The organism is Curtobacterium herbarum (genome assembly GCF_016907335.1).
Classification (GTDB): Bacteria; Actinomycetota; Actinomycetes; order Actinomycetales; family Microbacteriaceae; genus Curtobacterium; species Curtobacterium herbarum.
This window is the reverse complement of sequence record NZ_JAFBBT010000001.1, coordinates 2,332,705-2,355,336: the sequence shown is the minus strand read 5'-3', so window position 1 is coordinate 2,355,336 and position 22,632 is coordinate 2,332,705. Positions and strand designations below refer to the sequence as shown.

Below are 22,632 nucleotides of genomic sequence, written 5' to 3'. Positions count from 1 at the left end.
GGTCGTCCCCATGGCCGGAGGCACCAAGTCGACCACGCGCACGCGCGCGTCGTCATCGTCGACCCGTGGAGGCGGGTCGCGCGGGACGTCGCGCACCCAGGCCACGACGAAGAAACTGCCGCAGGCGGCACCGACGCCGGTGTTCCGCGAGCAGAACCCGCTCGTGACCGCGTGGCTCGGCATGGCGCACGGCGTCGGTGCCGGCTTCCGCCTGCTCGGCAAGGAGTCCCTCGAGAAGGACCAGCGCCGTGACGGGTTCCCGTTCCTGCTGTTCGTCCTGGCCATCGCCGGCGCGGTCGTGGAGTGGTTGAACCCGACGAACGCCGTCTCGATCGCCCTCGACGCCTACACGTTCGGCGGGCTCTTCGGCCGGCTGGCGTTCGCGCTGCCGGTGATCATGGTCGTGTTCGCCGGCTGGCTCTTCCGGCACCCGGCGTCCGTGCACGACAACACCCGGATCGGCATCGGCCTCGGGCTGATGCTCGTCTCGATCGCGTCGCTCTGCCACGTGTTCGGTGGGCAGCCGAGTGCGGTGGACGGCATGCCCGCGCTCGCCGCGGCCGGTGGGGTGCTCGGCTGGGTCGTCATCGGCTGGCTCGTCGCGGTCGCCACGCCGTGGGTCGCCGTCCCGGTCGCGATCGTGCTGCTCGCGCTCTCGCTCTTCATCATCACCAAGACGCCGCCGAACAAGCTCGGTCGCCGGCTGCACGAGCTCTACGCGTACCTGTTCGGTGCCCCCGGCCCGGCCGCCGAGACCGACGAGTCGCCGAGCGCTGCCGAGACCGGCGCGGTTGCCACGAAGCCGACGCGGAAGCGCGGCGCGAAGGGACAGTCGCAGGACTTCCCGCTGTTCGAGGACCTCGGGTTCGACGAGGACGGCGTGCCGGTCGAACCGGGTGCGGACGAGCACCTGCCCTGGTGGCGGCGCAACAAGTCCGGGCGCGAAGAGGACCCGGCGTTCGACAGCCCGGTCATCCCGCCGGCCAGTGCCCCTGTGTCCGGTGCCCCTGCGTCGGGTGCCGCTGCGTCGGGTGCCGGGTCGCGTGCTGCCGGTGCCGCGTCCGGGCTCCGCGACCTGACGCCGGCCGAGCCCGAGTCTGTCAACCTCAACGACTCGATCGAGCAGGACGTCGCCGACGACCTCGACCGGGCGGAGCAGGCGCTCCGCGACTTCGGATCGCCCGCGCCCGCCGCACCGACCGAGGTGTTCCGTCCGGACCGCGACGTCGCGGCGGCCGTGGCCACGGGCCTCCCGTCCAGCGGCGGAGCCGCACCCGCCGTCGCCCCCGTGCCCGTGGTGTCCGGTGCGTCCGACCTCGGCGAGGTCGGCGTCGAGGACGAGCCGGAGGGCCTGCCGGTCGCCGGCACCGACGACCCGGCCCACCCGTACCGTCTTCCGGCCGCGACCACGCTGACCCCCGGCACGCCGTCGGTCGCACGCAGCCAGGCCAACGACGAGATCGTCGCGGCAATCACCGGCGTCCTCACCGAGTTCAAGGTCGACGCGCGGGTCACCGGGTTCTCCCGCGGCCCGACGGTCACGCGCTACGAGATCGAGCTCGGCCCGGGCGTCAAGGTCGAACGCGTCACCGCACTGTCGAAGAACCTGTCGTACGCCGTGGCCTCGAACGAGGTCCGCATCCTCTCGCCGATCCCCGGCAAGAGCGCGATCGGCGTCGAGATCCCGAACAGCGACCGCGAGATCGTGTCCCTCGGCGACGTGCTGCGCTCGAGCGCGGCCACCAAGTCGAAGCACCCGATGACGATCGGTGTCGGCAAGGACGTCGAGGGCGGCTTCGTCGTCGCGAACCTGGCGAAGATGCCGCACCTGCTCGTCGCGGGTTCCACCGGTTCCGGCAAGTCGGTGTTCATCAACTCGATGATCACCTCGCTGCTGATGCGCGCGAAGCCGTCCGAGGTCCGCATGGTCCTGGTCGACCCGAAGCGCGTCGAGCTGTCGATCTACGCCGGGGTCCCGCACCTCATCACCCCCATCATCACGAACCCGAAGAAGGCGGCCGAAGCGCTGCAGTGGGTCGTGAAGGAGATGGACATGCGGTACGACGACCTGGCCTCCTTCGGGTTCCGCCACGTCGACGACTTCAACAAGGCCGTGCAGAACGAGGAGATCGTGCTGCCGGCCGGCAGTGAGCGGAAGCTCAAGCCGTACCCGTACCTGCTCGTCGTCGTCGACGAGCTCGCGGACCTCATGCTCGTCGCCCCGCGCGACGTCGAGGAGTCGATCGTCCGCATCACCCAGCTCGCCCGCGCCGCCGGCATCCACCTCGTGCTCGCCACGCAGCGCCCGTCGGTCGACGTCATCACCGGCCTGATCAAGGCGAACGTGCCGTCGCGGATCGCGTTCGCCGTGACGAGCGTCACCGACTCGCGGGTCATCCTCGACCAGCCCGGTGCCGACAAGCTCATCGGGCAGGGCGACGCGCTCTTCCTGCCGATGGGGTCCTCGAAGGCCGTCCGCGTGCAGGGCGCCTGGGTGCAGGAGAGCGAGGTCGCCGAGGTCGTCCAGCACGTCACCCGGCAGGCCCAGCCCGAGTACCGCCAGGACGTCGCGGCCGTCGTCGAGCGCAAGGAGATCGACGCCGACATCGGTGACGACCTCGAACTGCTGCTCGCGGCGGTCGAGCAGGTCGTCTCGACGCAGTTCGGCTCGACGTCGATGCTGCAGCGGAAGCTCCGCGTCGGCTTCGCGAAGGCCGGCCGGCTGATGGACCTCATGGAGTCCCGCGACATCGTCGGGCCGTCCGAGGGGTCGAAGGCGCGCGACGTCCTCGTCACCGGGGACCAGCTGCCGTCGGTGCTGGCGAAGCTTCGCGGTGAGGAGCCGCCGACCGTACCTGCTGCTGCGCCTGCCGCCCTCCCGTCGTCGTCGGCTGCAGTGCCGGCGTCGGCCGCGGTGCCGTCCTCCGCCACGGAGTCCGACGACCGGTACGGCAACGACCCGGTCGCCGGCATGACGCGTGGGTACGATGAGGTGACAGGCGATGACGACGAAGACGCCTGGGGCCTGACGGGCAGGGAGTGAGACCATGACCGCCTCCGACGGCACGACGAACCGGTTTCCGTGGCGTGGCCGGATCCTCCGCAAGGGTCCCGGCCCCGCGTCCACCGCGAACGTCGCCAACATCATCACCGTGGTGCGCATCCTCATGGCGCCGCTGTTCTTCGTCCTGCTCCTGACCGATGCGGGCACGGACGGACCGGTGCGTCTCTGGGCCGCCGTGCTCTTCGTCGTCGCGATCGTCACGGACAGCGCCGACGGCATGATCGCCCGACGGCAGAACCTGGTCACCGACTTCGGCAAGCTCGTCGACCCGATCGCCGACAAGGTCCTGATCGGCGGTGCGCTCGTCGCCCTGTCGATCCTGGGGGAGCTGCCCTGGTACGTGACCGTGCTCATCATGGTGCGCGAGATCGGCATCACGGTCTTCCGCTTCGCGGTGCTGTCCGACCGGGTGATCCCGGCCAGCCGCGGCGGCAAGATCAAGACGGTGCTGCAGGCCGTCGCCATCACCCTGGCGCTGTTCCCGTGGTGGAACCTGGTCGGTGACCTCGCCCACTGGGTGAACGGCATCCTCATGACCGCCGCGGTCGTCGCGACGGTCGCCAGCGGGGTGGACTACCTCGTGCAGGCCTGGCGCCACAACCGGACCGCTGCGTGAGCCTCCCGGCCGACACTGGCGCTGCTGACGTCGTCGGCGCTGCCGGCATCGCTGTGGAGGCCCGGGCGCTCGTCGCGGAGCTCACCGCCCGCGGTGAGACGGTCGCGGTGGCGGAGTCGCTGACCGGCGGACTCGTCGTCGCGGAACTCGTCGGCGTCCCCGGAGCCAGTGTCGTCGTCCGCGGGGGCGTCGTGGCCTACGCGACCCCGGTGAAGGCCACGGTGCTCGGTGTCGACGCGGACCTGCTCGCCGAACGCGGCGCGGTGGACCCGGAGGTCGCCCGGCAGATGGCAGCCGGTGTCCGGATCGCGCTGGCGGTCGACGACGTCCCCGCGACCTGGGGGATCAGCACGACGGGTGTCGCCGGACCGGATCCGCAGGACGGCCAGCCGGTCGGCACGGTGTTCATCGGCATCGCGGGCGCTTCCGGAGCGGAAGCGGTGGAACTGCACCTGGACGGGGACCGCGGGGCAATCCGCCGGGCCGTCGTCTCCGAACTCCTGACACGCCTGCGATCCAGACTGCAGGGCGGGGAATAGGCGGCGTGACCGTCAGGTTACATCTCACGCAATCTCCAGCAGGACGGCAGCCGCACTGGCTAGCATGCTGCAACCGGTAACGTCACGTTGCCGAACCCGAGCTCGGTCATCCTGACCGGGCGGGCGCGGAGATGACAGGAAGGAGGAGTTCTCATGGTTCTCGTTCGTCAGGAAATCGGCGATGTGCTGCGGGACTTCCGCTTGCAGAAGGGCCGGACCCTCCGTCAGGTCGCGTCCAAGGCCAGCGTGGCCCTCGGGTACCTCAGCGAAGTCGAGCGTGGTCAGAAAGAAGCCAGCTCGGAGATCCTCGCCTCGGTTGCGGATGCTCTCGACACTCCCATCTCGACGATCATGCGCGAAGTGGGCGACCGCCTCGCGGTGGTCGAAGGACTCACCCGGGTCCCGGACACGCTCCCCGATGAACTCGTCGCCGAGTTCGACAACGACCTCGCGGTGCGCTGACGCCCACCGCACGAACGAACGCCCTCGCCGGTCCGCCGGCGGGGGCGTTCGCCGTTGTTAGGGTGGTCCGATGCGCGTGAGTGAGTTCTGGCGAGCGGTCGACCAGGTGTTCGGGGATGCCTACGGTGCCGTCGTCGCGCGGGACGTCGTGCTCGAGCAGCTCGGTGGTCGCTCGGCAGCGGACGCCCTGGCCGCGGGCATCGACGCCCGCACGGTGTGGGAAGCGCTGTGCGACTCGCAGGACGTCCCGGAAGCGCGTCGGCACGGGCGCGGACTGCAGGACCCGCGGGACTGACGAGCGGGCCCGTTCGACGCCCCTCGATGGGAACACGTGTTCGGCGTGTCGCTCGAACACGTGTTCGGTCGGTGCTACGTTCCTGCACAGCGACGTTGACCGGGTGCTCCATCCACAACCGACGCTCGCCTCGGCAGTGATGTCGGTGGGCGGCCGTAGGTTCATGGACATCGGAACACGTCCGAAGCCTTGTCGCAGAACGAGTGGCCTTGCACCATCGGCCATTCCGGACGCGACAGCCTACAGGCGGCCGTCACCAGCACGAAGGAGCATCCCATGCCATCAGCAGTAGACCGCGAGAAGGCCCTCGAGACCGCACTCGCCCAGATCGACCGTCAGTTCGGCAAGGGTGCCGTGATGCGCCTCGGTACCGACGAGCGCGCTCCGGTCGCCGTCATCCCCACCGGCTCCGTCGCGCTGGACGTCGCGCTCGGGATCGGCGGGCTTCCTCGTGGGCGCATCATCGAGATCTACGGCCCGGAGTCCTCCGGCAAGACGACGCTGACGATCCACGCCATCGCCAACGCGCAGCGCAACGGTGGCATCGCAGCGTTCATCGACGCCGAGCACGCGCTCGACCCGGAGTACGCCAAGAAGCTCGGTGTCGACATCGACGCGCTCCTGGTGTCGCAGCCGGACACCGCCGAGCAGGCCCTCGAGATCGCCGACATGCTCGTGCGCTCGGGCTCCATCGACCTGATCGTCATCGACTCCGTCGCAGCACTCGTGCCCCGCGCCGAGATCGAGGGCGAGATGGGTGACTCGCACGTCGGTCTGCAGGCCCGCCTGATGTCGCAGGCACTCCGCAAGCTCGCCGGTGGGCTGAACCAGACGCAGACCACGATGATCTTCATCAACCAGCTGCGCGAGAAGATCGGTGTGTTCTTCGGTTCGCCGGAGACCACGTCCGGTGGTAAGGCGCTGAAGTTCTACGCCTCGGTCCGCCTCGACATCCGCCGCATCGAGACGCTGAAGACCGGTACCGAAGCAGTCGGCAACCGCACGCGCGTCAAGGTCGTCAAGAACAAGATGGCGCCGCCCTTCAAGCAGGCCGAGTTCGACATCCTGTACGGCGTCGGCATCTCCCGCGAAGGCTCGCTGCTCGACTTCGGCGTCGACCACAACATCGTCAAGAAGTCCGGCGCCTGGTACACGTACGACGGCGACCAGCTCGGGCAGGGCAAGGAGAACTCCCGTGCCTTCCTGATCCAGAACCCCGAGATCGCCGCTGAGATCGAGGGCAAGATCCTCGCCAAGCTCGGTGTCGGCGGGGCCAAGGAAGCCGCACCGGTCGAGCCCATCGCGCCGAAGGTCGCGAAGGGCGCGTGACGGCCGGACACGACGACGCGGACCTCGCCCCGGTCACCGACCTGTTCGGTGCGCGGTCCCGTCGCGGCTCCGCGGCTGCGGGTCAGCACCCGGCTGGTCCGGGTGCTGTCGGCCCGCAGTCGGTCGGCCCAGAGAGCGAGACTCCGGACGTCGGCGCGGACGATTTTGCCGCCACGGATGCCGGCGCTGCCGATGCGGACACTCCTGTCGCGCTGCCGATCCGCGGGGCGCAGTCCGAGTGGCTCTCACCCGTCGTGGGGGACGGCTCCGGGCGGACGGCTCGCACTGAGCAGAGCGGGTACGACGGACCGGAAGCCGATGCCCCGACCGCCTCGGTCTTCTCGATCACCGGCGGCGAGATCGACCCCGCCGATGCACCGCGGCCGCTCGACGAGCAGCGGGCGGACGCCGAGCGCCTCAGCATGCGTGCGCTGAGTCGCCGCGGGGTCAGCACCTCCGAGCTCCGGACCGTGCTCGTCAAGCAGGACGCGTTCGACCCGGACGTCATCGAGCACGAGATCGAACGACTGACGCGGGTCGGGCTCCTCGACGACGTGGCGCTGGCGACCGACCTGGTCGACCGGATGCACGCGCGGAAGGGGCTCGGTCGGCAGGCGATCGTCGCCGACCTCCGGCGTCGCGGGATCGACCAGACCGCGATCGACGCCGCGCTCGAAGCGGCCGCCGACGACGAGGACGACGAGTTCGTCCGGGCGCTCGACCTGGCCGCCAAGCGTGCCGGGCAGATGCGTGGTCTGGACCGGGCGACCGCCGAACGTCGGCTGTCCGGGTTCCTGATGCGCAAGGGCTACAACGGCGGGGTCGTCCGCGTCGCCGTCGAGCGGGCACTCGACGGCCCGCGGCGTCCGCCGACCGGGGGCGGGACCGTCCGCTTCGAGTGAGGCGCGACGCGTGACGACGGCCGGGGCGGACGCGCTCCGGCCGTCGTCGTCTCCGGACCTACACTGGTCGATCATGGACACCGTCGCCGCGCGCCCGCGTACCTACGAAGTCCGCACGTACGGGTGCCAGATGAACGTGCACGACTCCGAGCGACTGAGCGGCTCCCTCCGCGCCGCCGGGTACGTCGCCGCTGCCTCGTCGGGGCCCGGGTCCGAGCACGAGCAGGCCGACGTCGTCGTCATCAACACCTGTGCGGTCCGCGAGAACGCCGACAAGCGTCTCTACGGCAACCTCGGACGCCTGGCCGCAGCCAAGCGCGACCACCCCGGCATGCAGATCGCCGTCGGCGGATGTCTCGCGCAGAAGGACAAGGACGTCATCCTCGAGAAGGCGCCCTGGGTGGACGTCGTCTTCGGCACGCACAACATGGGGTCGCTGCCGACCCTGCTCGAACGTGCGCGGCACAACGGCGAAGCGCAGCTCGAGATCCTCGAGTCGCTCGAGGTCTTCCCGTCGACGCTGCCGACCAAGCGGGAGTCGACCTCCAGTGGCTGGGTGTCGATCTCCGTCGGCTGCAACAACACCTGCACGTTCTGCATCGTCCCCTCCCTGCGCGGCAAGGAGAAGGACCGCCGTCCGGGCGACGTCCTCGCCGAGATCCAGGCGCTCGTCGACGACGGGGCGATCGAGGTCACCCTGCTCGGCCAGAACGTGAACTCCTACGGGGTCGAGTTCGGGGACCGCCAGGCCTTCGGCAAGCTCCTCCGCGCCACCGGACAGATCGCCGGCCTCGAACGGGTGCGCTTCACCAGCCCGCACCCGGCCGCCTTCACCGACGACGTCATCGCGGCGATGGCCGAGACGCTGAACGTGATGCCGCAGCTGCACATGCCACTGCAGTCCGGGTCCGACCGGGTGCTCAAGGCGATGCGGCGCAGCTACCGCAGCGAGCGGTTCCTCGGCATCCTCGACCGGGTCCGCGCGGCCATCCCGAACGCCGCGATCTCCACGGACATCATCGTCGGCTTCCCCGGCGAGACCGAGGCCGACTTCCAGGACACCCTGCGCGTCGTCGAACAGGCCCGCTTCGCGACGGCGTTCACGTTCCAGTACTCGATCCGCCCCGGCACCCCGGCCGCGACGATGGACGAGCAGCTGCCGAAGCAGGTCGTGCAGGAACGGTACGAGCGGCTCATCGCCCTGCAGGAACGCATCACCGCTGAAGAGAACTCCCGGCAGGTCGGCCGGACGGTCGAGGTCCTGGTCGCCACGGGTGAGGGCAAGAAGGACGATTCCACGCACCGGCTGTCCGGCCGCGCCGAGGACGCCCGCCTGGTGCACTTCGCCGTGCCGGCCGGTTCCGACGTCCCACGGCCGGGCGACGTCGTGTCCGTGGAGATCACCCGGTCCGCGCCGCACTTCCTCATCGCCGACTCCGACGCACCGCTCCGCATCCGTCGGACCCGGGCCGGCGACGCCTGGGACACCGCGCAGGCCGAGTCCTGCGGCGTCCCCACCCCGACCGTCGCCGGCGAGGGGCCCCGCCCCGTGTCGCTCGGCCTCCCCACGCTCCGTGTCGGCCGCTGACCTGAGCGGCGACGCCCCGGCCGGCCCGGTCGACTCCCTCGCCGCGGTCGACTCCCTCGTCGCGATCGACCCTCTCGTCGCGGTCGTCGGGGCGACCGGCACCGGCAAGTCCGAACTCGCGCTCGACATCGCCGAACGGCACCGGGCCGCGGGACGACGGGCCGAGATCGTGAACGCCGACGCCATGCAGCTCTACCGCGGCATGGACATCGGCACGGCGAAGGTCCCGGAGTCCGAACGGCGCGGCATCCCGCACCACCTGCTCGACGTCCTGCGGGTCACCGACGAGGCGAGCGTGGCGGCGTACCAGCGCGATGCCCGAGCGGTCATCGCGGACATCACGGCGGACGGCGGGGTCGCGGTCCTCGTCGGCGGCAGCGGCCTGTACGTCTCGGCGGTGCTGTTCGACCTCGCGTTCCCGGGCACCGACCCGGTCCTCCGCGAGGAACTGGAACGCGAGCACCGCGAACGGGGACCGAACGTCCTCCTCGAGCGTCTCCGGTCCCTGGATCCCGAGGCCGCCGCCGTCATCGACGCGCGGAACCCGCGCCGCCTGATCCGTGCCGTGGAGATCGCGAGCCGGTCCGACCGGGTGACCCCGAGCCTCCCGTCCGCCCCGCGGTCCTGGCGACCCGCCCGGGTCCTGCACCTGCGCCGTGACCGGGAGCAGCTCGTCGACGCCCTGCGCGTCCGGGCCGAGCGGATGTTCGCCGACGGGCTCGTCGACGAGGTCGCCGCCCTCCGCGACGAGGGGCTCGAGCAGGGGCCGACGGCCCGCGCCGCGATCGGCTACGCGCAGGCGCTGCAGGTCCTCCGCGGCGAGGCGAGCGTCGAGCAGGCCGTCGAGGCGACGAGCATCGCCACGCGCAAGTACGCCCGCCGGCAGGTGTCCTGGTTCAAGCGCTACACCGACGGCGACACGACACACGTCGAGACGCTGGACGTCACCGGGGCCGGCACCGCGGAGCTGTCCGAGCTGGCCCGTAGGATCGTCCCGTGACCGATCTGCACTTCACCAAGGGCCACGGGACCGGCAACGACTTCGTCCTGTTCGCCGACCCGGACGCCGCGGTCGATCTGACCCCGGACCGGATCCGTGCCATCGCGGACCGTCGGTTCGGTGTCGGCGCCGACGGCGTGATCCGTGCGGTGCGGTCGGAGGCGATCCCCGAGGGGCGGGCGATCCTCGCCGAGGACCCCGACGCGACCTGGTTCATGGACTACCACAACGCCGACGGCTCGGTCGCGGAGATGTGCGGCAACGGCATCCGGGTCTTCGCCCGGTACCTGACCGAAGCGGGGCTCGTCGACCTCGAGCCGGGCCGCACGCTGACGGTCGGCAGCCGGAAGGGCGTCGTCGACATCCAGCGCTCCACGAACGGGTTCGCCGCGGACCTCGGACGCTGGGGCCTCGGCATCGAGGGTGGGGGATCGGACGACGTCCTCGTCCGCGCGAAGGCCCTGCCGAACGCACGACCCGGGCTGGGCATCGACGTCGGCAACCCGCACGTCGTCGTCGCGGTCGCCAGCGAGGACGAGCTCGCCGGCATCGACCTCACCTACATCCCGGTCCTCGACCCCGCTCCGGCCGCGGGGGCGAACGTCGAGTTCGTCCTGCCCGGGGACCCGCTCGTCACGGACGGCGTCGGCGAGATCACGATGCGCGTGCACGAGCGCGGCAGCGGGGAGACGCTCTCCTGCGGGACCGGTGCGGTGGCCGCTGCCCTCGCCACGCGGTACTGGGCGGGCGCCTCGGCGCCGAACATCTGGCGAGTCCGCGTGCCGGGTGGTGTCCTGACCGTGCGGATGACCGCGACGGAGGACGGCGAGCACGTGTCCCTCGCCGGCCCGGCCGATCTGGTGTTCTCGGGCGATCTGACGGTCTGACCCGACGGTGCGGCTACACCGCGTCCCGCCCGACCTGGCGGTCCGGGCTGCGTCCCGCCCGACCTCCGCTGGTGCCGACGCCTGCAGCGGCGCTCGTGCCGGACTGGAGGCGCGGGTCACCCGGGCGGACGTCGCTGCGGTGATCCGCGCCTCCCGGCTGTGACGCCGTCACGCCGTGACGCCCGTGACGTGCGGCCCGTCAGGCCGTGCGGTGCACGTGGATGACGCGGAAGCCCTTGCCGGTCGTCGCCCGGGTGACGGTGAAGCCATCGGCCAGCATCTGCTGCAACCAGCGCTGCAGCGAGTCGCCGCCGAGGTCCTTCGACACGACCAGCCAGGCGTCCCCACCCACCGCGAGCCGGGGGATCCAGGTGCGCAGGATGTCGTGCAGTTCGTCCTTGCCGACCCGGATCGGCGGGTTCGACCAGATCGTGGCGAAGGTCCGGTCCGCCGGGATCTCGGCGGGCAGCCCGACCGTGACGTTGTCCGCGCCGGCGGCCGCCGCGTTCGTCCGGGCCAGCTCGAGGACACGCTCGTTGACGTCGACGCCCCAAACGTGCGCGTCGGGGGACTGCAGCGCCATCGTGATCGCCAGCGGACCCCAGCCGCAGCCGACGTCGAGCACGTCCCCCGCGACGGCAGGAGCGGGGACGTTCTGCAGCAGCACGCCCGTGCCGCGGTCGATGCCGTCCGGGCTGAAGACGCCCGCTGCGGTGGTGAGCTCGAGCGTCCGACCGGCGAGGGTCACCCGGATCTGCCGCGGTCGTGCCGCGCTCTCCGGGGTGGCCGAGAAGTAGTGGTCGTTCGCCATGGAAGAACCGTACCGGGAACCCCGTGTGTCCCGGGGCCGCCGGAGGTACCCTGTGGACAGCATGACGGATACCCATCAGCAGGACGACCAGACCATCCACGACGACAGCGCAGACGGTGTCGTCGAACGAGTGCTGCGCAACGCCGACAAGCGCGCCGCCTCCTCCATCTTCGCGCCGGCCCAGGCGATCCAGACCCGCTCGATCGACGAGCAGGGCTGGAGCGGCGACGGCGAACAGTACGACCGTGAGGACCGTGCGGCGCTGCGCCGCGTCGGCGGCCTCTCCACCGAGCTCGAGGACGTCACCGAGGTCGAGTACCGGCAGCTCCGGCTCGAGCGCGTCGTCCTGATCGGTGTCTACCCGCAGGGCGACGCCACGGACGCCGAGAACTCCCTGCGCGAGCTGTCGGCCCTCGCCGAGACCGCCGGTGCCGTGGTGCTCGACGGGCTGTTGCAGCGCCGTCCGAACCCCGACCCGGCGACGTACCTCGGCAAGGGCAAGGCCCAGGAACTCGCGATGGTCGTCAAGGCCACCGGCGCGGACACGGTCATCGCCGACACCGAGCTCGCACCCTCGCAGCGCCGTGCGCTCGAGGACGTCGTGAAGGTCAAGGTGATCGACCGCACGGCCGTGATCCTCGACATCTTCAGCCAGCACGCCTCCACCCGCGAGGGCAAGGCACAGGTGGAGCTCGCACAGCTCCAGTACCTGCTGCCGCGTCTGCGTGGTTGGGGCGAGTCGATGTCCCGACAGGCCGGTGGTCAGGTCTCCGGCGGTGCGGGCATGGGCTCCCGTGGCCCCGGTGAGACGAAGATGGAGCTCGACCGCCGCAAGATCCACACCCGGATGGCGAAGCTCCGACGGCAGATCGCCGGGTTCACCCCGGCGCGTGAAGCCAAGCGTGCCGAGCGCAACCGCAACGAGGTGCCGAGCGTCGCGATCGCCGGGTACACGAACGCCGGCAAGTCCTCGTTGCTCAACCGCCTGACGAGCGCGGGCGTGCTCGTGCAGAACCAGCTGTTCGCGACGCTGGACTCGACGGTCCGCCGGACGACCACCGCGAAGGGTCGCGAGTTCACCTTCACCGACACCGTCGGGTTCGTCCGCAACCTGCCGCACCAGCTGGTCGAGGCGTTCCGCTCCACCCTCGAGGAGGTCGGCGACGCCGACGTCATCGTGCACATGGTCGACGGTTCGCACCCCGACCCGGCAGCGCAGCTCGCCACGGTCCGCGAGGTCATCGGAGACGTCGGCGCGCGGGACGTCCCGGAGGTCGTCGTCTTCAACAAGGCCGACCTGGTCGACGACACCCAGCGGATGCTCCTGCTCGGGCTCGCGCCGGACGCCGTGTTCGTCTCCGCCCGCACGGGTGAGGGCATCACGGACCTGCTCGCGGCGATCGAGGAGCGTCTGCCCGAGCCGGACGTCGAGCTCACCGTCGTGGTGCCGTTCTCCCGCGGCGACCTCGTGTCGCAGCTGCACGACGCCGGCGCGGTCGAGTCGCTCGACTACGTGGAAGCGGGCACGCGCCTACGGGTGCGCGTCTTCCAGCGGGAGGTCGCGGAGCTCGACCCGTACGTGGTCGCGCCGGTCCCGTCCGCCTGACGGACGGACGGCCTGACGGACGGGAGGCGCGGTGCCAGCTGGCACCGCGCCTCCCGTCCGTTCGCCCCCGGGCCGGTTCGCGAAACGCAACGAGGGCGGCTCGCCGCAACGCCATTCCGTTGCGAGGAGCCGCCCTCGTTGCGTGTTGCGGGGGTCAGAGGGAGCGGAGGACCGCCACTACCTTGCCGAGGACCGTCGCCGCGTCGCCGAGGATCGGTTCGAACGCGGTGTTGCGGGGGAGCAGCCAGGTGTGGCCGTCCCGCTGGCGGAAGACCTTGACGGTCGCTTCCTCGTCGAGCATGGCGGCGACGACGTCACCGTTCTCCGCCGTCTGCTGCGACCGGACGACGACCCAGTCGCCGTCGCAGATCGCGGCGTCGATCATCGACTCGCCGACGACCTTGAGCATGAAGAGGTCGCCCGTCCCGACGAGCTGCCGGGGGAGCGGGATGATCTCGTCGATGTGCTGCTCGGCGGTGATCGGGACACCGGCGGCGATGCGGCCGACCAGGGGGACGAGGGTCGTGGCGTCGACATCGGGGCCGTCGGAGTCGGGCGTGGGCTCGTCGACCAGGACCTCGAGCGCACGGGGGCGGTTCGGGTCACGGCGGATCCATCCGCCGAGCTCGAGCTGCCCGAGCTGGTGCGACACGCTCGACAGTGAGGAGAGCCCGGCCGCGTCGCCGATCTCGCGCATGCTCGGCGGGTAGCCCCGGCTGGCGATCGAGGCTCGGATCGCGTCGAGGATCGACTGCTGCTTCGCCGTCAACGGTTTCTGTCCGCGCAGTTCGTCCACCACGTCTCGCCCTTCGTCCGGAGTGGAACAGTGCCGCGCAGGAATGTCAGTGGTCCCCGCGAGACTTGCTCCAGTCGATCGAAACAGTATCCGACCGCTCGGCGGCGGACAAACACCTGTTCGAGCGTGTCGCAAGAAAATCCCCCAGAAATCCCCTCCCGGGGGTTGTGCAACCTCCGGGTCGAACGTATGTTCGGTACACGGCTTCGGGCGACCACCACGGTCGAGCCGACACCAACGCAAGCAGGAAGGCAACGACATGAGCACCAACGCCATCGCGGACATGCAGCACACCGCAGCACCCGTCGGGCGCACGCGCCTCCGTCTCACCCGTCGTGGGCGAGTGGTCTTCACCACCCTCGCGGCCGTGCCCGTCCTGCTGTGCGTGGGCATCGCGATGCTGAACGGCGGCCAGGCCTCGGCCGGCGACCGTGCGGCGAACGTGCACTTCGACACCGTGACGATCCAGCCGGGCGAGACCCTGTGGCAGGTCGCCGAGGACACCGCGCCGAACTCCGACCCCCGTGACTTCGTCCAGGACGTCGTGAGCCTCAACGCGTTGAACGGCTCGGCGGTGCAGGCCGGGCAAGAGATCTCGATCCCCACGCAGTACGAGCACTGAGCAGCTGCACGAGGACTGAGCAGCGGGGCCGCCGGGTTGCCGAGCTGTCGGCGGAGCGGGCGTTCGCCCGTGGCGTGACCGTCCGGACGGCCGGACCCCGTGCGGGGAGCGCGGCCTACGATGGATCAGTGGCAATCACGCTCGAAGACCTCCCCATCCGCGACGACCTGCGCGGGCAGAGCCCCTACGGCGCCCCGCAGAAGCACGTCCGCGTGCAGCTCAACGTCAACGAGAACACGCATCCGGTGCCGGAGGACGTGGCCGAGGACATCGTCGCCGCGATCCGCCAGGCACTGACGACCGTCAACCGCTACCCGGACCGCGAGTTCACCGAGCTGCGCGAGTCTCTCGCCGGGTACCTCGGCCACGGCCTGGGCGCCGAGTCGATCTGGGCAGCGAACGGCTCGAACGAGGTCATCCAGCAGCTGCTGCAGGCGTTCGGCGGCCCGGGGCGCAGCGTGCTCGGCTTCCCGCCCACCTACTCGATGCACTCGATCATCGCGTCGGGCACCGGCAGTCGCTGGATCGCGGCCGAGCGGGACGCCGAGTTCCGCATCTCACCCGAGACCGCCGTCGCCGCCGTCCAGCAGCACCGGCCCGACCTGGTGTTCCTCTGCGGCCCGAACAACCCGACCGGCACGCCGCTCGACCTCGCCACGATCGAGGCCGTGTACGACGCCACCGACGGCATCGTGATGGTGGACGAGGCCTACGCCGAGTTCATGCCCGCCGGCCAGCCCACGGCACTGACCCTCCTGCCGGGTCGCCCGCGCCTGGTGGTCTCCCGCACGATGAGCAAGGCCTTCGCCTTCGCCGGTGCCCGCGTCGGCTACCTGGCTGCGGACCCAGCCGTGATCGATGCCCTGCGCCTGGTCCGCTTGCCGTACCACCTGTCCGCGCTGACCCAGGCGGCGGCCGTCGCGGCCCTGCGTCACGCCCCGGAGATGCTCCGCATGGTGGACGACATCCGCGGGCAGCGAGACCGGATGGTGACCGAGCTCCGGGCGATGGGGTACCAGCCGCACGAGACCTGGTCGAACTTCGTCCTGTTCGGCGGGGTCGCCGACCCGCGCGCGGCGTTCGAGTCGTTGCTCGAGCGTGACGTCATCGTGCGGGACCTCGGCATCCCGAACCACCTGCGCGTCAGCGCCGGCACGACCGAGGAGACCACCGCGTTCCTCGACGCCATGCGCGCGGTCGCCGCCGAGCAGCCTCCCGTTAGGGTTGGAGCATGACCGCGCGTACCGCCGAGATCACCCGCTCGACGAGTGAGTCGAGCGTCTCCCTGTCGCTCGACCTCGACGGCACCGGCACGTCCGAGATCTCGACGAGCGTGCCGTTCTTCGACCACATGCTCACCGCGTTCAGCAAGCACTCGCTGATCGACCTGCGCGTGCAGAGCTCGGGCGACACGGACATCGACGTGCACCACACCGTGGAGGACACCGGCATCGTGCTCGGCCAGGCGCTCCGCCAGGCCCTCGGTGACCGTGCCGGGATCGGCCGCTACGGCGACGCGCTCGTGCCGCTCGACGAAGCGCTGGCCCAGGCGGTCGTCGACGTCTCCGGTCGGCCCTACCTCGTGCACTCGGGGGAGCCAGCCGGCTTCGAGTTCCACCGGATCGGCGGACACTTCACCGGCTCGATGGTCCGGCACGTGTTCGAGGCGATCACGATGAACGCGGGCATCACGGTGCACCTCCGCGTCCTGGACGGTCGCGATCCCCACCACATCGCGGAGGCCGAGTTCAAGGCCTTCGCCCGCGCGATGCGCCGCGCCGTCGAGCTCGACCCGCGCATCGACGGCATCCCGTCCACGAAGGGCACGTTGTGAGTCCCACCCGCCCGAACGTCGTCGTCCTCGACTACGGCTCCGGCAACGTCCACTCGGCGGCGAAGGCACTGGAACGTGCCGGCGCCGACGTGACCCTGTCGAGCGACAAGCAGACGGCCCTGGCCGCGGACGGGCTCCTCGTCCCCGGTGTCGGTGCCTTCGCTGCCGTCGTCGACCAGCTCGAGGGCGTGCGCGGCGGCGAGATCGTCGACCACCGGCTGGCCGGTGGCCGCCCGGTGCTCGGCATCTGCGTCGGCATGCAGGTCCTCTTCGCCCGCGGGGTCGAGCGAGGCGCCGACGTCGAGGGCCTCGGACAGTGGCCGGGTGTCGTCGAGCCGATCAAGGCCGACGTCCTGCCGCACATGGGGTGGAACACGATCGACGCCCCCGAGGACTCGGTGCTCTTCGACGGTCTCCGCGACGAGCGCTTCTACTTCGTGCACTCCTACGGCGTCACCGACTTCCCGCTCGACGCCTACGGCCCGTTCCGCGCGCCGAAGCTGACGTGGGCCGAGCACGGGGAGCGGTTCATCGCCGCCGTCGAGAACGGCCCGCTGACCGCCACGCAGTTCCACCCGGAGAAGTCCGGCGAGCCCGGCATCCGCCTGCTCCGCAACTGGGTCTCGTCGCTGTGACCCCCGATCCCGACGGGACCATGACCGAGCTCTCCACCACCCAGCCCCTCGTCCTCCTGCCCGCGGTCGACGTCGTCGACGGCCAGGCGGTGCGCCTCACCCAGGGCGAAGCCGGCAGCGAGACGGGGTACGGCGACCCGGTCGCCGCGGCCCGCACCTGGCGTGACCACGGTGCCGAGTGGATCCACCTCGTGGACCTCGACGCCGCGTTCGGCCGCGGTGACAACCGTCGGGTGATCGCGCACGCCATCCGGGAGGTCGAGGGCGTGTCCGTCGAACTGTCCGGCGGCATCCGCGACGACGCCTCGCTCGAGGCCGCCCTGGCGACCGGTGCGGCCCGGGTGAACCTCGGCACCGCCGCGCTCGAGAACCCCGCGTGGGCCGCGCGCGTGATCGGGCAGTACGGCGAGCAGATCGCCGTCGGCCTGGACGTCCGTGGCACCACCCTCGCCAGCCGGGGCTGGACCGAGGACGCGGGCGACCTCTGGGAGGTCCTGGACCGGCTCGAGGACGCCGGGTGCGCCCGGTACGTGGTCACCGACGTGACGAAGGACGGCACCCTGCAGGGGCCGAACGTCGAGCTGCTCCGCCAGGTCTGCGACCGCACCGACCAGCCCGTCGTGGCCTCGGGCGGAATCTCGACGCTCGACGACCTCCGTGCGCTCCGCGAACTCGTGCCGCACGGGCTCGAGGGTGCGATCATCGGCAAGGCGCTGTACTCGGGGGCGTTCACGCTGCCGGCCGCGCTCGACATCGCGTCGGAGTAGCCACGTGGTGGGCATCTCGAACGGCCGGGGTGCCGGCCCGGACCCCGACGAGCAGGCAGCGCCTGCCCACGACCACGCGGCTGACTCGGCCGGCAACCCGTGGGCCGGCCGGACCTTCGACGCGCACGACACCACGTTCACCGAGGACGACGGGCTGGCCGACCCCGCCCTCGTCGCCGCGATCACTGCGGTCGCGGAGGGTGGCTCGCACGCCGCCGTCGTCGCAGCCCTCCGGGACGCCCGCCTGCTCATCCCGCTCGTCGCCGAGGCCGGGGACGTCGGCGAGACCCCGGACGGCCGCGTCGTCGACAAGACCCAGGAACTCTCGATCGTCACGGTCGCCGGGCCCGACGGCCGTGCGGTGATGCCCGCGTTCACGTCGGTGGCGGCGATGCGCTCCTGGGACGCCGACGCCCGACCGATCCCGGTGGAGTCCCGCCGGGTCGCGATGGCCGCCGCGAGCGAGGACACGCAGCTCGTCGTCCTCGACCCGACGGCAGCGACCGAGTTCGTGCTCCGCCGTCCCGCGGTGTGGGCGCTCGGCCAGGACCTGCCGTGGACACCGTGTTCCGAGGACCCGGAGGTCGCGCGCGCCTTCGCCGGCACGATCGAGACCGAGCCCGCCGTGGTCCGCATCGAGCTGTCGCCCGGGGACCCGCTGTCGCGCTTCGCCGGACCCGAGCTCACCGTCGGCCTCCGACTCATCGCAGGCCTCGACCGCGAGCAGATCGCCGACCTGGTCGGACGTCTGCAGCAGCGGTGGGCGAGCGACCCGGTCATCGCGGAACGGGTCGACAGCATGCGCGTCGCGCTCCGCGCCGCCTGACGAGCCCGACCGGAGCCGGCGGAGCCGCGGCACCGAGACCGGGTAGCGGTCGATCACGGCCGGGAGGCCCGCCCTCGGTCCGCCCCGACCCGCACCCCACGCGGCGGTGCGGCCCGGCCACCCGCGACTGCGCCGGTACGATGGCCCGGTGAGCAGCATCCCGACGACAGCCTCCGGCACCGGCGACATCGTCACGGGTCCGACCGGTCGGCCCGTGCGGGCGTTCCCCGTGCCGGAAGAGCTGGACGGACACGGTCCCGCGCGCATCATCTCCCTGTGCAACCAGAAGGGCGGGGTCGGCAAGACCACCACCGCCATCAACCTCGGCGCCACGCTCGCCGAGTACGGCCGCCGCGTCCTGGCGGTGGACTTCGACCCGCAGGGCGCACTGTCCGCCGGCCTCGGCGTCCGGACGCACGACATCCCCACGGTCTACGACCTGCTGATGGGCGCCGTGAAGGACCCGAACCAGGTCATCCAGCCGACCAACGTGCCGTTGCTCGACGTCATCCCCGCGAACATCGACCTGTCCGCGGCCGAGGTGCACCTGGTCAACGAGGTCGCTCGCGAGCAGATCCTGGCGAGCGTGCTGCGGAAGGTGTCGAACGACTACGACGTCATCCTCATCGACTGCCAGCCGTCCCTCGGGCTGCTCACCGTGAACGCCCTCACCGCGGCACACGGCGTGCTCATCCCGCTCGAGTGCGAGTTCTTCGCCCTGCGCGGTGTCGCCCTGCTCATCGAGACGATCGACAAGGTGCGCGACCGCCTGAACCCGGCGCTGCTGCTCGACGGCATCCTGCCGACCATGTACGACTCGCGGACCCTGCACTCGCGGGAGGTCATGGAGCGCGTCGTCGAGACCTTCGGCGACCGGGTCCTGGACACCGTCATCGGGCGCACCGTGAAGTTCCCGGACGCGACCGTCTCGGCGCGACCGATCACGCAGACGGCTCCGGACCACGCTGCGGCCCATGCCTACCGGCAGCTGGCCCGAGAGCTCGTCGAGCGTGGCGCCGTCGCCTGAGGACCCGGCCACGAGCCTCCCGTCCGACGGAGCCGGACACGCCGACAGCGCGACCGACGCGCCGGTCGGCACCACGACCGCACCCGGGTTCCGGGTGCGTCTCAGCAACTTCGACGGACCGTTCGACCTGCTGCTGTCGCTCATCGCGAAGCACGAGCTGGACATCACCGAGGTCGCCCTCAGCGCCGTCACCGGGGAGTTCATCGCGTACGTGCGCCTCGCCTCGACGAGCGACGAACTCGACGAGGCGAGCGAGTTCCTGGTCGTCGCCGCGACCCTGCTCGACCTGAAGATCGTCGGGCTGCTGCCGCAGGGCGAACTCGTCGACGCCGAGGACGTGGCCCTGCTCGAAGCCCGCGACCTGCTGTTCGCCCGACTGCTGCAGTACCGGGCGTTCAAGCAGGCGGCGGACTGGTTCGGCGAACGCTGGGGGGCCGAGTCCCGGCGGCACGTCCGGAGCGTCCGGCTCGAGGAACGCTTCCGTGCGAGGACGCCCGAGCTGGTGTGGACGCTGTCGGTGCAGGACTTCGCCGCGATGGCGGCGCTGGCCTTCGCACCGCGCGAGATCCCGACGGTCGGACTCGACCACCTGCACGCGCCCGCGGTCAGCATCCGGGAGCAGGCGGCGATCGTGGTGTCGGTCCTCCGCACCCGCGCCGACGAGGGCACACCGGACGTGACGTTCCGGGAACTCATCGCCGGGGTCGAGCAGGCGGGTATCGTGGTGGCTCGTTTCCTCGCGATCCTGGAGCTGTACCGGAACGCCTCCATCTCGTTCGAACAACTCGAACCGCTCGGGGAACTGGTCCTCCGGTGGACCGCACTCGACTGGACGGACGAGAGCCTCGCGAACCTGGGAGCCGACTATGACGGATGACGTGCACGCGCACGGCGCTCGGTCGCGCGCCGGTGGATCCGCCGAGCCGGGCGGGGCCGACGAGATCGAGGACGCCCGTGCGCTCGAGGTCGAGCTGCGTGCGGCAGCAGCCGCGCCGGCCTCAGCCGCGCCGGCCTCAGCCGCGCCGGCCGCGGCGGCTACGGACGCGCCCGCAGACCTGCCCGCCGACGTGCCCGTCGACCGGCAGCTCGAAGCGATCCTGATGATCGCCGACCAGCCGCAGTCCCTCGTCGCGCTCGCCGCCGCCGTCGGCGCACCGGTCCCCGTCGTCCGCCAGGCCGTCGACCGCCTGGTCGCGGACTTCGACGGCGTCGACGGCACCGTCCGCCGTGGCTTCGAGCTCCGCGAGGTCGGCGGTGGCTGGCGGTTCTACGTCCGCGCCGAACTCGACGCCGTGGTCGAGCAGTTCGTCGAGGCCGAACGTCCGGCTCGCCTGTCGCAGGCAGCCCTCGAGACACTCGCCGTGGTCGCCTACAAGCAGCCGATCACCCGCTCCCAGATCGCCGCGATCCGGGCCGTCAACGTCGACGGCGTGGTCCGCACGCTCGTCGCGCGCGGCCTCATCGAGGAGTCGTTCACCGACTCCGAGACCGGCGCCATCAACTACGTCACCTCCGAGCTGCTGCTCCAGCAGCTCGGCATCAACTCGCTCGACGAGCTTCCGCTCATCTCGCCCCTCCTGGAGGACGGCGCGGACGGTTTCGGGCAGACCGGAAGGATCCCCGATGGCCGGGTATGACCAGAACGACCGTGCACGACGAGACGACGACCGCCGAGGCGGCTCCGGTCGTCCGGGCGGTGACCGGCCGGGAGGTGCGGGTCGCCGCGACGACGCACCCCGCGGACGCGACGGGGCCGGCTCCGGCGGGTACCGCGGGCGCGACGACCGTGGCGCCGGTGGCGACCGAGGTGCGGACCGCGGAGGCTACCGCGGGCGCGACGACCGTGCCGGTGGCGGCGACCGTGGTGGGTACCGCGGGGGAGACGATCGTTCCTCCGGCGGGTACCGCGGGCGCGACGACCGTCCCGGTGGTGGCGACCGTGGTGGGTACCGCGGGGGAGACGATCGTTCCTCCGGCGGGTACCGCGGGCGCGACGACCGCGCGGGTGGCGGCGACCGCGGTGGGTACCGCGGTCGTGACGAGCGTGGCGGTGACCGTCCGACGGGCGGGTTCCGCGGCGGCGATGACCGCAGCGGCGGGGGGTACCGCGGTCGTGACGACCGTGCCGCCGGTGGTTTCCGTGGGCGTGACGAGCGTGGTGGTGAGCGTCCGACCGGTGGTTTCCGTGGGCGTGACGAGCGTGGTGGTGAGCGTCCGACCGGTGGTTTCCGTGGGCGTGACGAGCGTGGTGGTGCGCGTCCGACCGGTGGTTTCCGTGGGCGTGACGAGCGTGGTGGTGAGCGTCCGACCGGTGGTTTCCGTGGGCGTGACGAGCGTGGTGGTGAGCGTCCGACCGGTGGTTTCCGTGGGCGTGACGAGCGTGGTGGTGCGCGTCCGACCGGTGGTTTCCGTGGGCGTGACGAGCGTGGTGGTGAGCGTCCGACCGGTGGTTTCCGTGGGCGTGACGAGCGTGGTGGTGAGCGTCCGACCGGTGGTTTCCGTGGGCGTGATGACCGTGGCGGTGACCGTCCGACCGGTGGTTTCCGTGGGCGTGATGACCGTGGCGGTGACCGTCCGACCGGTGGTTTCCGAGGGCGTGACGAGCGTGGCGGTGACCGTCCGACCGGTGGTTCCCGTGGGCGTGATGACCGTGGTGGCGACCGTCCGACCGGTGGCTACCGTGGCAACGACGACCGTGCTGCCGGTGGGTACCGCGGGCGTCCGGAGCGCGACTCGCGCGGTACGGACCGACGCAGCGACGAGCGCAGCGGGTTCGTGAGCCGTGACGACGACCGCGGACGCTTCGTGCGCCGCGACGACGCCGGTGACCGCCGGACCGGTGGACGCGAGGACCGTGGCGGCTACCAGGGACGCGACACGCGCGACTCCCGTGGAGGCCGTGACGAGCAGCGTGGTGGGTACCAGGGACGCGACTCCCGTGGTGGCCGTGACGACCAGCGCGGCGGGTACCGCGGGCGTGACGACCGCGGGGCCTCCCGTCGTCCGGACGACCGTGGCGCCGAGCG

The 22,632-nt window shown here is 71.4% G+C and carries 23 protein-coding genes; 21 read left to right on the top strand and 2 right to left on the bottom strand.

Features of this window, described 5'->3' with window-relative positions:
• Positions 1 to 10 precede the first annotated feature (10 nt).
• The 10 genes from JOD51_RS11220 (at position 11) to dapF (ending at position 10,682) form a co-directional block, all read left to right on the top strand.
• Positions 11 to 3,043: an FtsK/SpoIIIE family DNA translocase gene (locus JOD51_RS11220; protein WP_204608405.1), complete on the top strand. Its 3,033-nt coding sequence runs from the start codon at positions 11 to 13 to the stop codon at positions 3,041 to 3,043.
• Positions 3,044 to 3,047: 4 nt separating this feature from the next.
• Positions 3,048 to 3,680, top strand: a complete 633-nt coding sequence (gene pgsA, locus JOD51_RS11215) for a CDP-diacylglycerol--glycerol-3-phosphate 3-phosphatidyltransferase (protein WP_204608403.1) — start codon at positions 3,048 to 3,050, stop codon at positions 3,678 to 3,680.
• 47 nt (positions 3,681 to 3,727) lie between these two features.
• A complete protein-coding gene (locus JOD51_RS11210; protein WP_204611139.1) occupies positions 3,728 to 4,219 on the top strand; it encodes a CinA family protein in 492 nt (163 codons plus the stop codon).
• Positions 4,220 to 4,372: 153 nt separating this feature from the next.
• Positions 4,373 to 4,681, top strand: coding sequence for a helix-turn-helix domain-containing protein (locus JOD51_RS11205; RefSeq protein ID WP_110823882.1), 309 nt, complete (start codon positions 4,373 to 4,375; stop codon positions 4,679 to 4,681).
• A gap of 70 nt (positions 4,682 to 4,751) precedes the next feature.
• Positions 4,752 to 4,976 carry a DUF3046 domain-containing protein gene (locus tag JOD51_RS11200; protein ID WP_111075496.1) on the top strand — a complete coding sequence of 75 codons (225 nt, stop codon included), beginning with the start codon at positions 4,752 to 4,754 and terminating at the stop codon, positions 4,974 to 4,976.
• A gap of 276 nt (positions 4,977 to 5,252) precedes the next feature.
• A complete protein-coding gene (gene recA / locus JOD51_RS11195; protein ID WP_204608401.1) occupies positions 5,253 to 6,305 on the top strand; it encodes a recombinase RecA in 1,053 nt (350 codons plus the stop codon).
• Positions 6,302 to 7,207, top strand: a complete 906-nt coding sequence (locus tag JOD51_RS17565; protein WP_204608399.1) for a regulatory protein RecX — start codon at positions 6,302 to 6,304, stop codon at positions 7,205 to 7,207. The genes recA and JOD51_RS17565 overlap by 4 nt, the downstream gene beginning before the upstream one ends.
• A 73-nt stretch (positions 7,208 to 7,280) precedes the next feature.
• Entirely contained in the window at positions 7,281 to 8,795 is a 1,515-nt protein-coding gene (miaB, locus tag JOD51_RS11185; RefSeq protein ID WP_204608397.1) for a tRNA (N6-isopentenyl adenosine(37)-C2)-methylthiotransferase MiaB, read from the top strand.
• A 64-nt stretch (positions 8,796 to 8,859) separates the two neighbouring features.
• Positions 8,860 to 9,795 (top strand): tRNA (adenosine(37)-N6)-dimethylallyltransferase MiaA, encoded by a 936-nt coding sequence (miaA, locus tag JOD51_RS11180; protein WP_204611137.1) that lies wholly within the window; start codon positions 8,860 to 8,862, stop codon positions 9,793 to 9,795.
• Positions 9,792 to 10,682 carry a diaminopimelate epimerase gene (gene dapF / locus JOD51_RS11175; RefSeq protein WP_204608394.1) on the top strand — a complete coding sequence of 297 codons (891 nt, stop codon included), beginning with the start codon at positions 9,792 to 9,794 and terminating at the stop codon, positions 10,680 to 10,682. The genes miaA and dapF overlap by 4 nt, the downstream gene beginning before the upstream one ends.
• A 199-nt stretch (positions 10,683 to 10,881) precedes the next feature.
• Here dapF and JOD51_RS11170 read toward each other — a convergent pair whose 3' ends face one another.
• Positions 10,882 to 11,493: a class I SAM-dependent methyltransferase gene (locus JOD51_RS11170; protein ID WP_204608392.1), complete on the bottom strand. Its 612-nt coding sequence runs from the start codon at positions 11,491 to 11,493 to the stop codon at positions 10,882 to 10,884.
• A gap of 61 nt (positions 11,494 to 11,554) precedes the next feature.
• On the opposite strand from JOD51_RS11170, the gene hflX reads away from it, so the two are divergent.
• Positions 11,555 to 13,099 carry a GTPase HflX gene (hflX, locus tag JOD51_RS11165; protein WP_204608390.1) on the top strand — a complete coding sequence of 515 codons (1,545 nt, stop codon included), beginning with the start codon at positions 11,555 to 11,557 and terminating at the stop codon, positions 13,097 to 13,099.
• 154 nt (positions 13,100 to 13,253) lie between these two features.
• Here the strand turns inward: hflX and lexA are convergent, their stop codons facing one another.
• A complete protein-coding gene (gene lexA / locus JOD51_RS11160) occupies positions 13,254 to 13,898 on the bottom strand; it encodes a transcriptional repressor LexA (protein WP_204608388.1) in 645 nt (214 codons plus the stop codon).
• 256 nt (positions 13,899 to 14,154) lie between these two features.
• Here lexA and JOD51_RS11155 point away from each other — a divergent pair, with 256 nt between their 5' ends.
• The 10 genes from JOD51_RS11155 to JOD51_RS17130 all read left to right on the top strand — a co-directional run bounded on the left by JOD51_RS11155 (position 14,155) and on the right by JOD51_RS17130 (position 22,385).
• Positions 14,155 to 14,517, top strand: a complete 363-nt coding sequence (locus JOD51_RS11155) for a LysM peptidoglycan-binding domain-containing protein (RefSeq protein ID WP_204608386.1) — start codon at positions 14,155 to 14,157, stop codon at positions 14,515 to 14,517.
• Between the two features lie 128 nt (positions 14,518 to 14,645).
• A complete protein-coding gene (locus JOD51_RS11150) occupies positions 14,646 to 15,752 on the top strand; it encodes a histidinol-phosphate transaminase (protein WP_204608384.1) in 1,107 nt (368 codons plus the stop codon).
• Positions 15,749 to 16,351: an imidazoleglycerol-phosphate dehydratase HisB gene (hisB, locus tag JOD51_RS11145; protein ID WP_204608382.1), complete on the top strand. Its 603-nt coding sequence runs from the start codon at positions 15,749 to 15,751 to the stop codon at positions 16,349 to 16,351. Before JOD51_RS11150 ends, hisB begins: the two co-directional genes overlap by 4 nt.
• A complete protein-coding gene (hisH, locus tag JOD51_RS11140) occupies positions 16,348 to 16,986 on the top strand; it encodes an imidazole glycerol phosphate synthase subunit HisH (RefSeq protein ID WP_204608380.1) in 639 nt (212 codons plus the stop codon). The genes hisB and hisH overlap by 4 nt, the downstream gene beginning before the upstream one ends.
• Positions 16,987 to 17,006: 20 nt before the next feature.
• Positions 17,007 to 17,753: a bifunctional 1-(5-phosphoribosyl)-5-((5-phosphoribosylamino)methylideneamino)imidazole-4-carboxamide isomerase/phosphoribosylanthranilate isomerase PriA gene (gene priA / locus JOD51_RS11135; RefSeq protein ID WP_204608378.1), complete on the top strand. Its 747-nt coding sequence runs from the start codon at positions 17,007 to 17,009 to the stop codon at positions 17,751 to 17,753.
• Positions 17,754 to 17,757: 4 nt separating this feature from the next.
• A complete protein-coding gene (locus JOD51_RS11130) occupies positions 17,758 to 18,579 on the top strand; it encodes an SseB family protein (RefSeq protein WP_204608376.1) in 822 nt (273 codons plus the stop codon).
• Between the two features lie 148 nt (positions 18,580 to 18,727).
• Positions 18,728 to 19,606 carry a ParA family protein gene (locus tag JOD51_RS11125; RefSeq protein ID WP_204608374.1) on the top strand — a complete coding sequence of 293 codons (879 nt, stop codon included), beginning with the start codon at positions 18,728 to 18,730 and terminating at the stop codon, positions 19,604 to 19,606.
• Positions 19,590 to 20,483, top strand: coding sequence for a segregation and condensation protein A (locus tag JOD51_RS11120; protein ID WP_372378317.1), 894 nt, complete (start codon positions 19,590 to 19,592; stop codon positions 20,481 to 20,483). The genes JOD51_RS11125 and JOD51_RS11120 overlap by 17 nt, the downstream gene beginning before the upstream one ends.
• Positions 20,473 to 21,243 carry an SMC-Scp complex subunit ScpB gene (gene scpB / locus JOD51_RS11115; RefSeq protein ID WP_204608372.1) on the top strand — a complete coding sequence of 257 codons (771 nt, stop codon included), beginning with the start codon at positions 20,473 to 20,475 and terminating at the stop codon, positions 21,241 to 21,243. Before JOD51_RS11120 ends, scpB begins: the two co-directional genes overlap by 11 nt.
• Positions 21,240 to 22,385: a hypothetical protein gene (locus tag JOD51_RS17130; protein WP_239539848.1), complete on the top strand. Its 1,146-nt coding sequence runs from the start codon at positions 21,240 to 21,242 to the stop codon at positions 22,383 to 22,385. The genes scpB and JOD51_RS17130 overlap by 4 nt, the downstream gene beginning before the upstream one ends.
• The last annotated feature ends 247 nt before the right edge of the window (positions 22,386 to 22,632 follow it).

Excerpts from the sequence above, each read along its gene's own strand:
- JOD51_RS17130 (WP_239539848.1), top strand. The coding sequence starts at position 21,240 with ATGACCAGAACGACCGTGCACGACGAGACGACGACCGCCGAGGCGGCT.
- JOD51_RS11220 (WP_204608405.1), top strand. The coding sequence starts at position 11 with ATGGCCGGAGGCACCAAGTCGACCACGCGCACGCGCGCGTCGTCATCG.
- pgsA (WP_204608403.1), top strand. The coding sequence starts at position 3,048 with ATGACCGCCTCCGACGGCACGACGAACCGGTTTCCGTGGCGTGGCCGG.
- JOD51_RS11155 (WP_204608386.1), top strand. The coding sequence starts at position 14,155 with ATGAGCACCAACGCCATCGCGGACATGCAGCACACCGCAGCACCCGTC.
- recA (WP_204608401.1), top strand. The coding sequence starts at position 5,253 with ATGCCATCAGCAGTAGACCGCGAGAAGGCCCTCGAGACCGCACTCGCC.
- priA (WP_204608378.1), top strand. The coding sequence starts at position 17,007 with ATGACCGAGCTCTCCACCACCCAGCCCCTCGTCCTCCTGCCCGCGGTC.
- JOD51_RS11200 (WP_111075496.1), top strand. The coding sequence starts at position 4,752 with ATGCGCGTGAGTGAGTTCTGGCGAGCGGTCGACCAGGTGTTCGGGGAT.
- JOD51_RS11205 (WP_110823882.1), top strand. The coding sequence starts at position 4,373 with ATGGTTCTCGTTCGTCAGGAAATCGGCGATGTGCTGCGGGACTTCCGC.
- hisB (WP_204608382.1), top strand. The coding sequence starts at position 15,749 with ATGACCGCGCGTACCGCCGAGATCACCCGCTCGACGAGTGAGTCGAGC.
- JOD51_RS11170 (WP_204608392.1), bottom strand. The coding sequence starts at position 11,493 with ATGGCGAACGACCACTACTTCTCGGCCACCCCGGAGAGCGCGGCACGA.
- hflX (WP_204608390.1), top strand. The coding sequence starts at position 11,555 with ATGACGGATACCCATCAGCAGGACGACCAGACCATCCACGACGACAGC.
- scpB (WP_204608372.1), top strand. The coding sequence starts at position 20,473 with ATGACGGATGACGTGCACGCGCACGGCGCTCGGTCGCGCGCCGGTGGA.
- miaB (WP_204608397.1), top strand. The coding sequence starts at position 7,281 with ATGGACACCGTCGCCGCGCGCCCGCGTACCTACGAAGTCCGCACGTAC.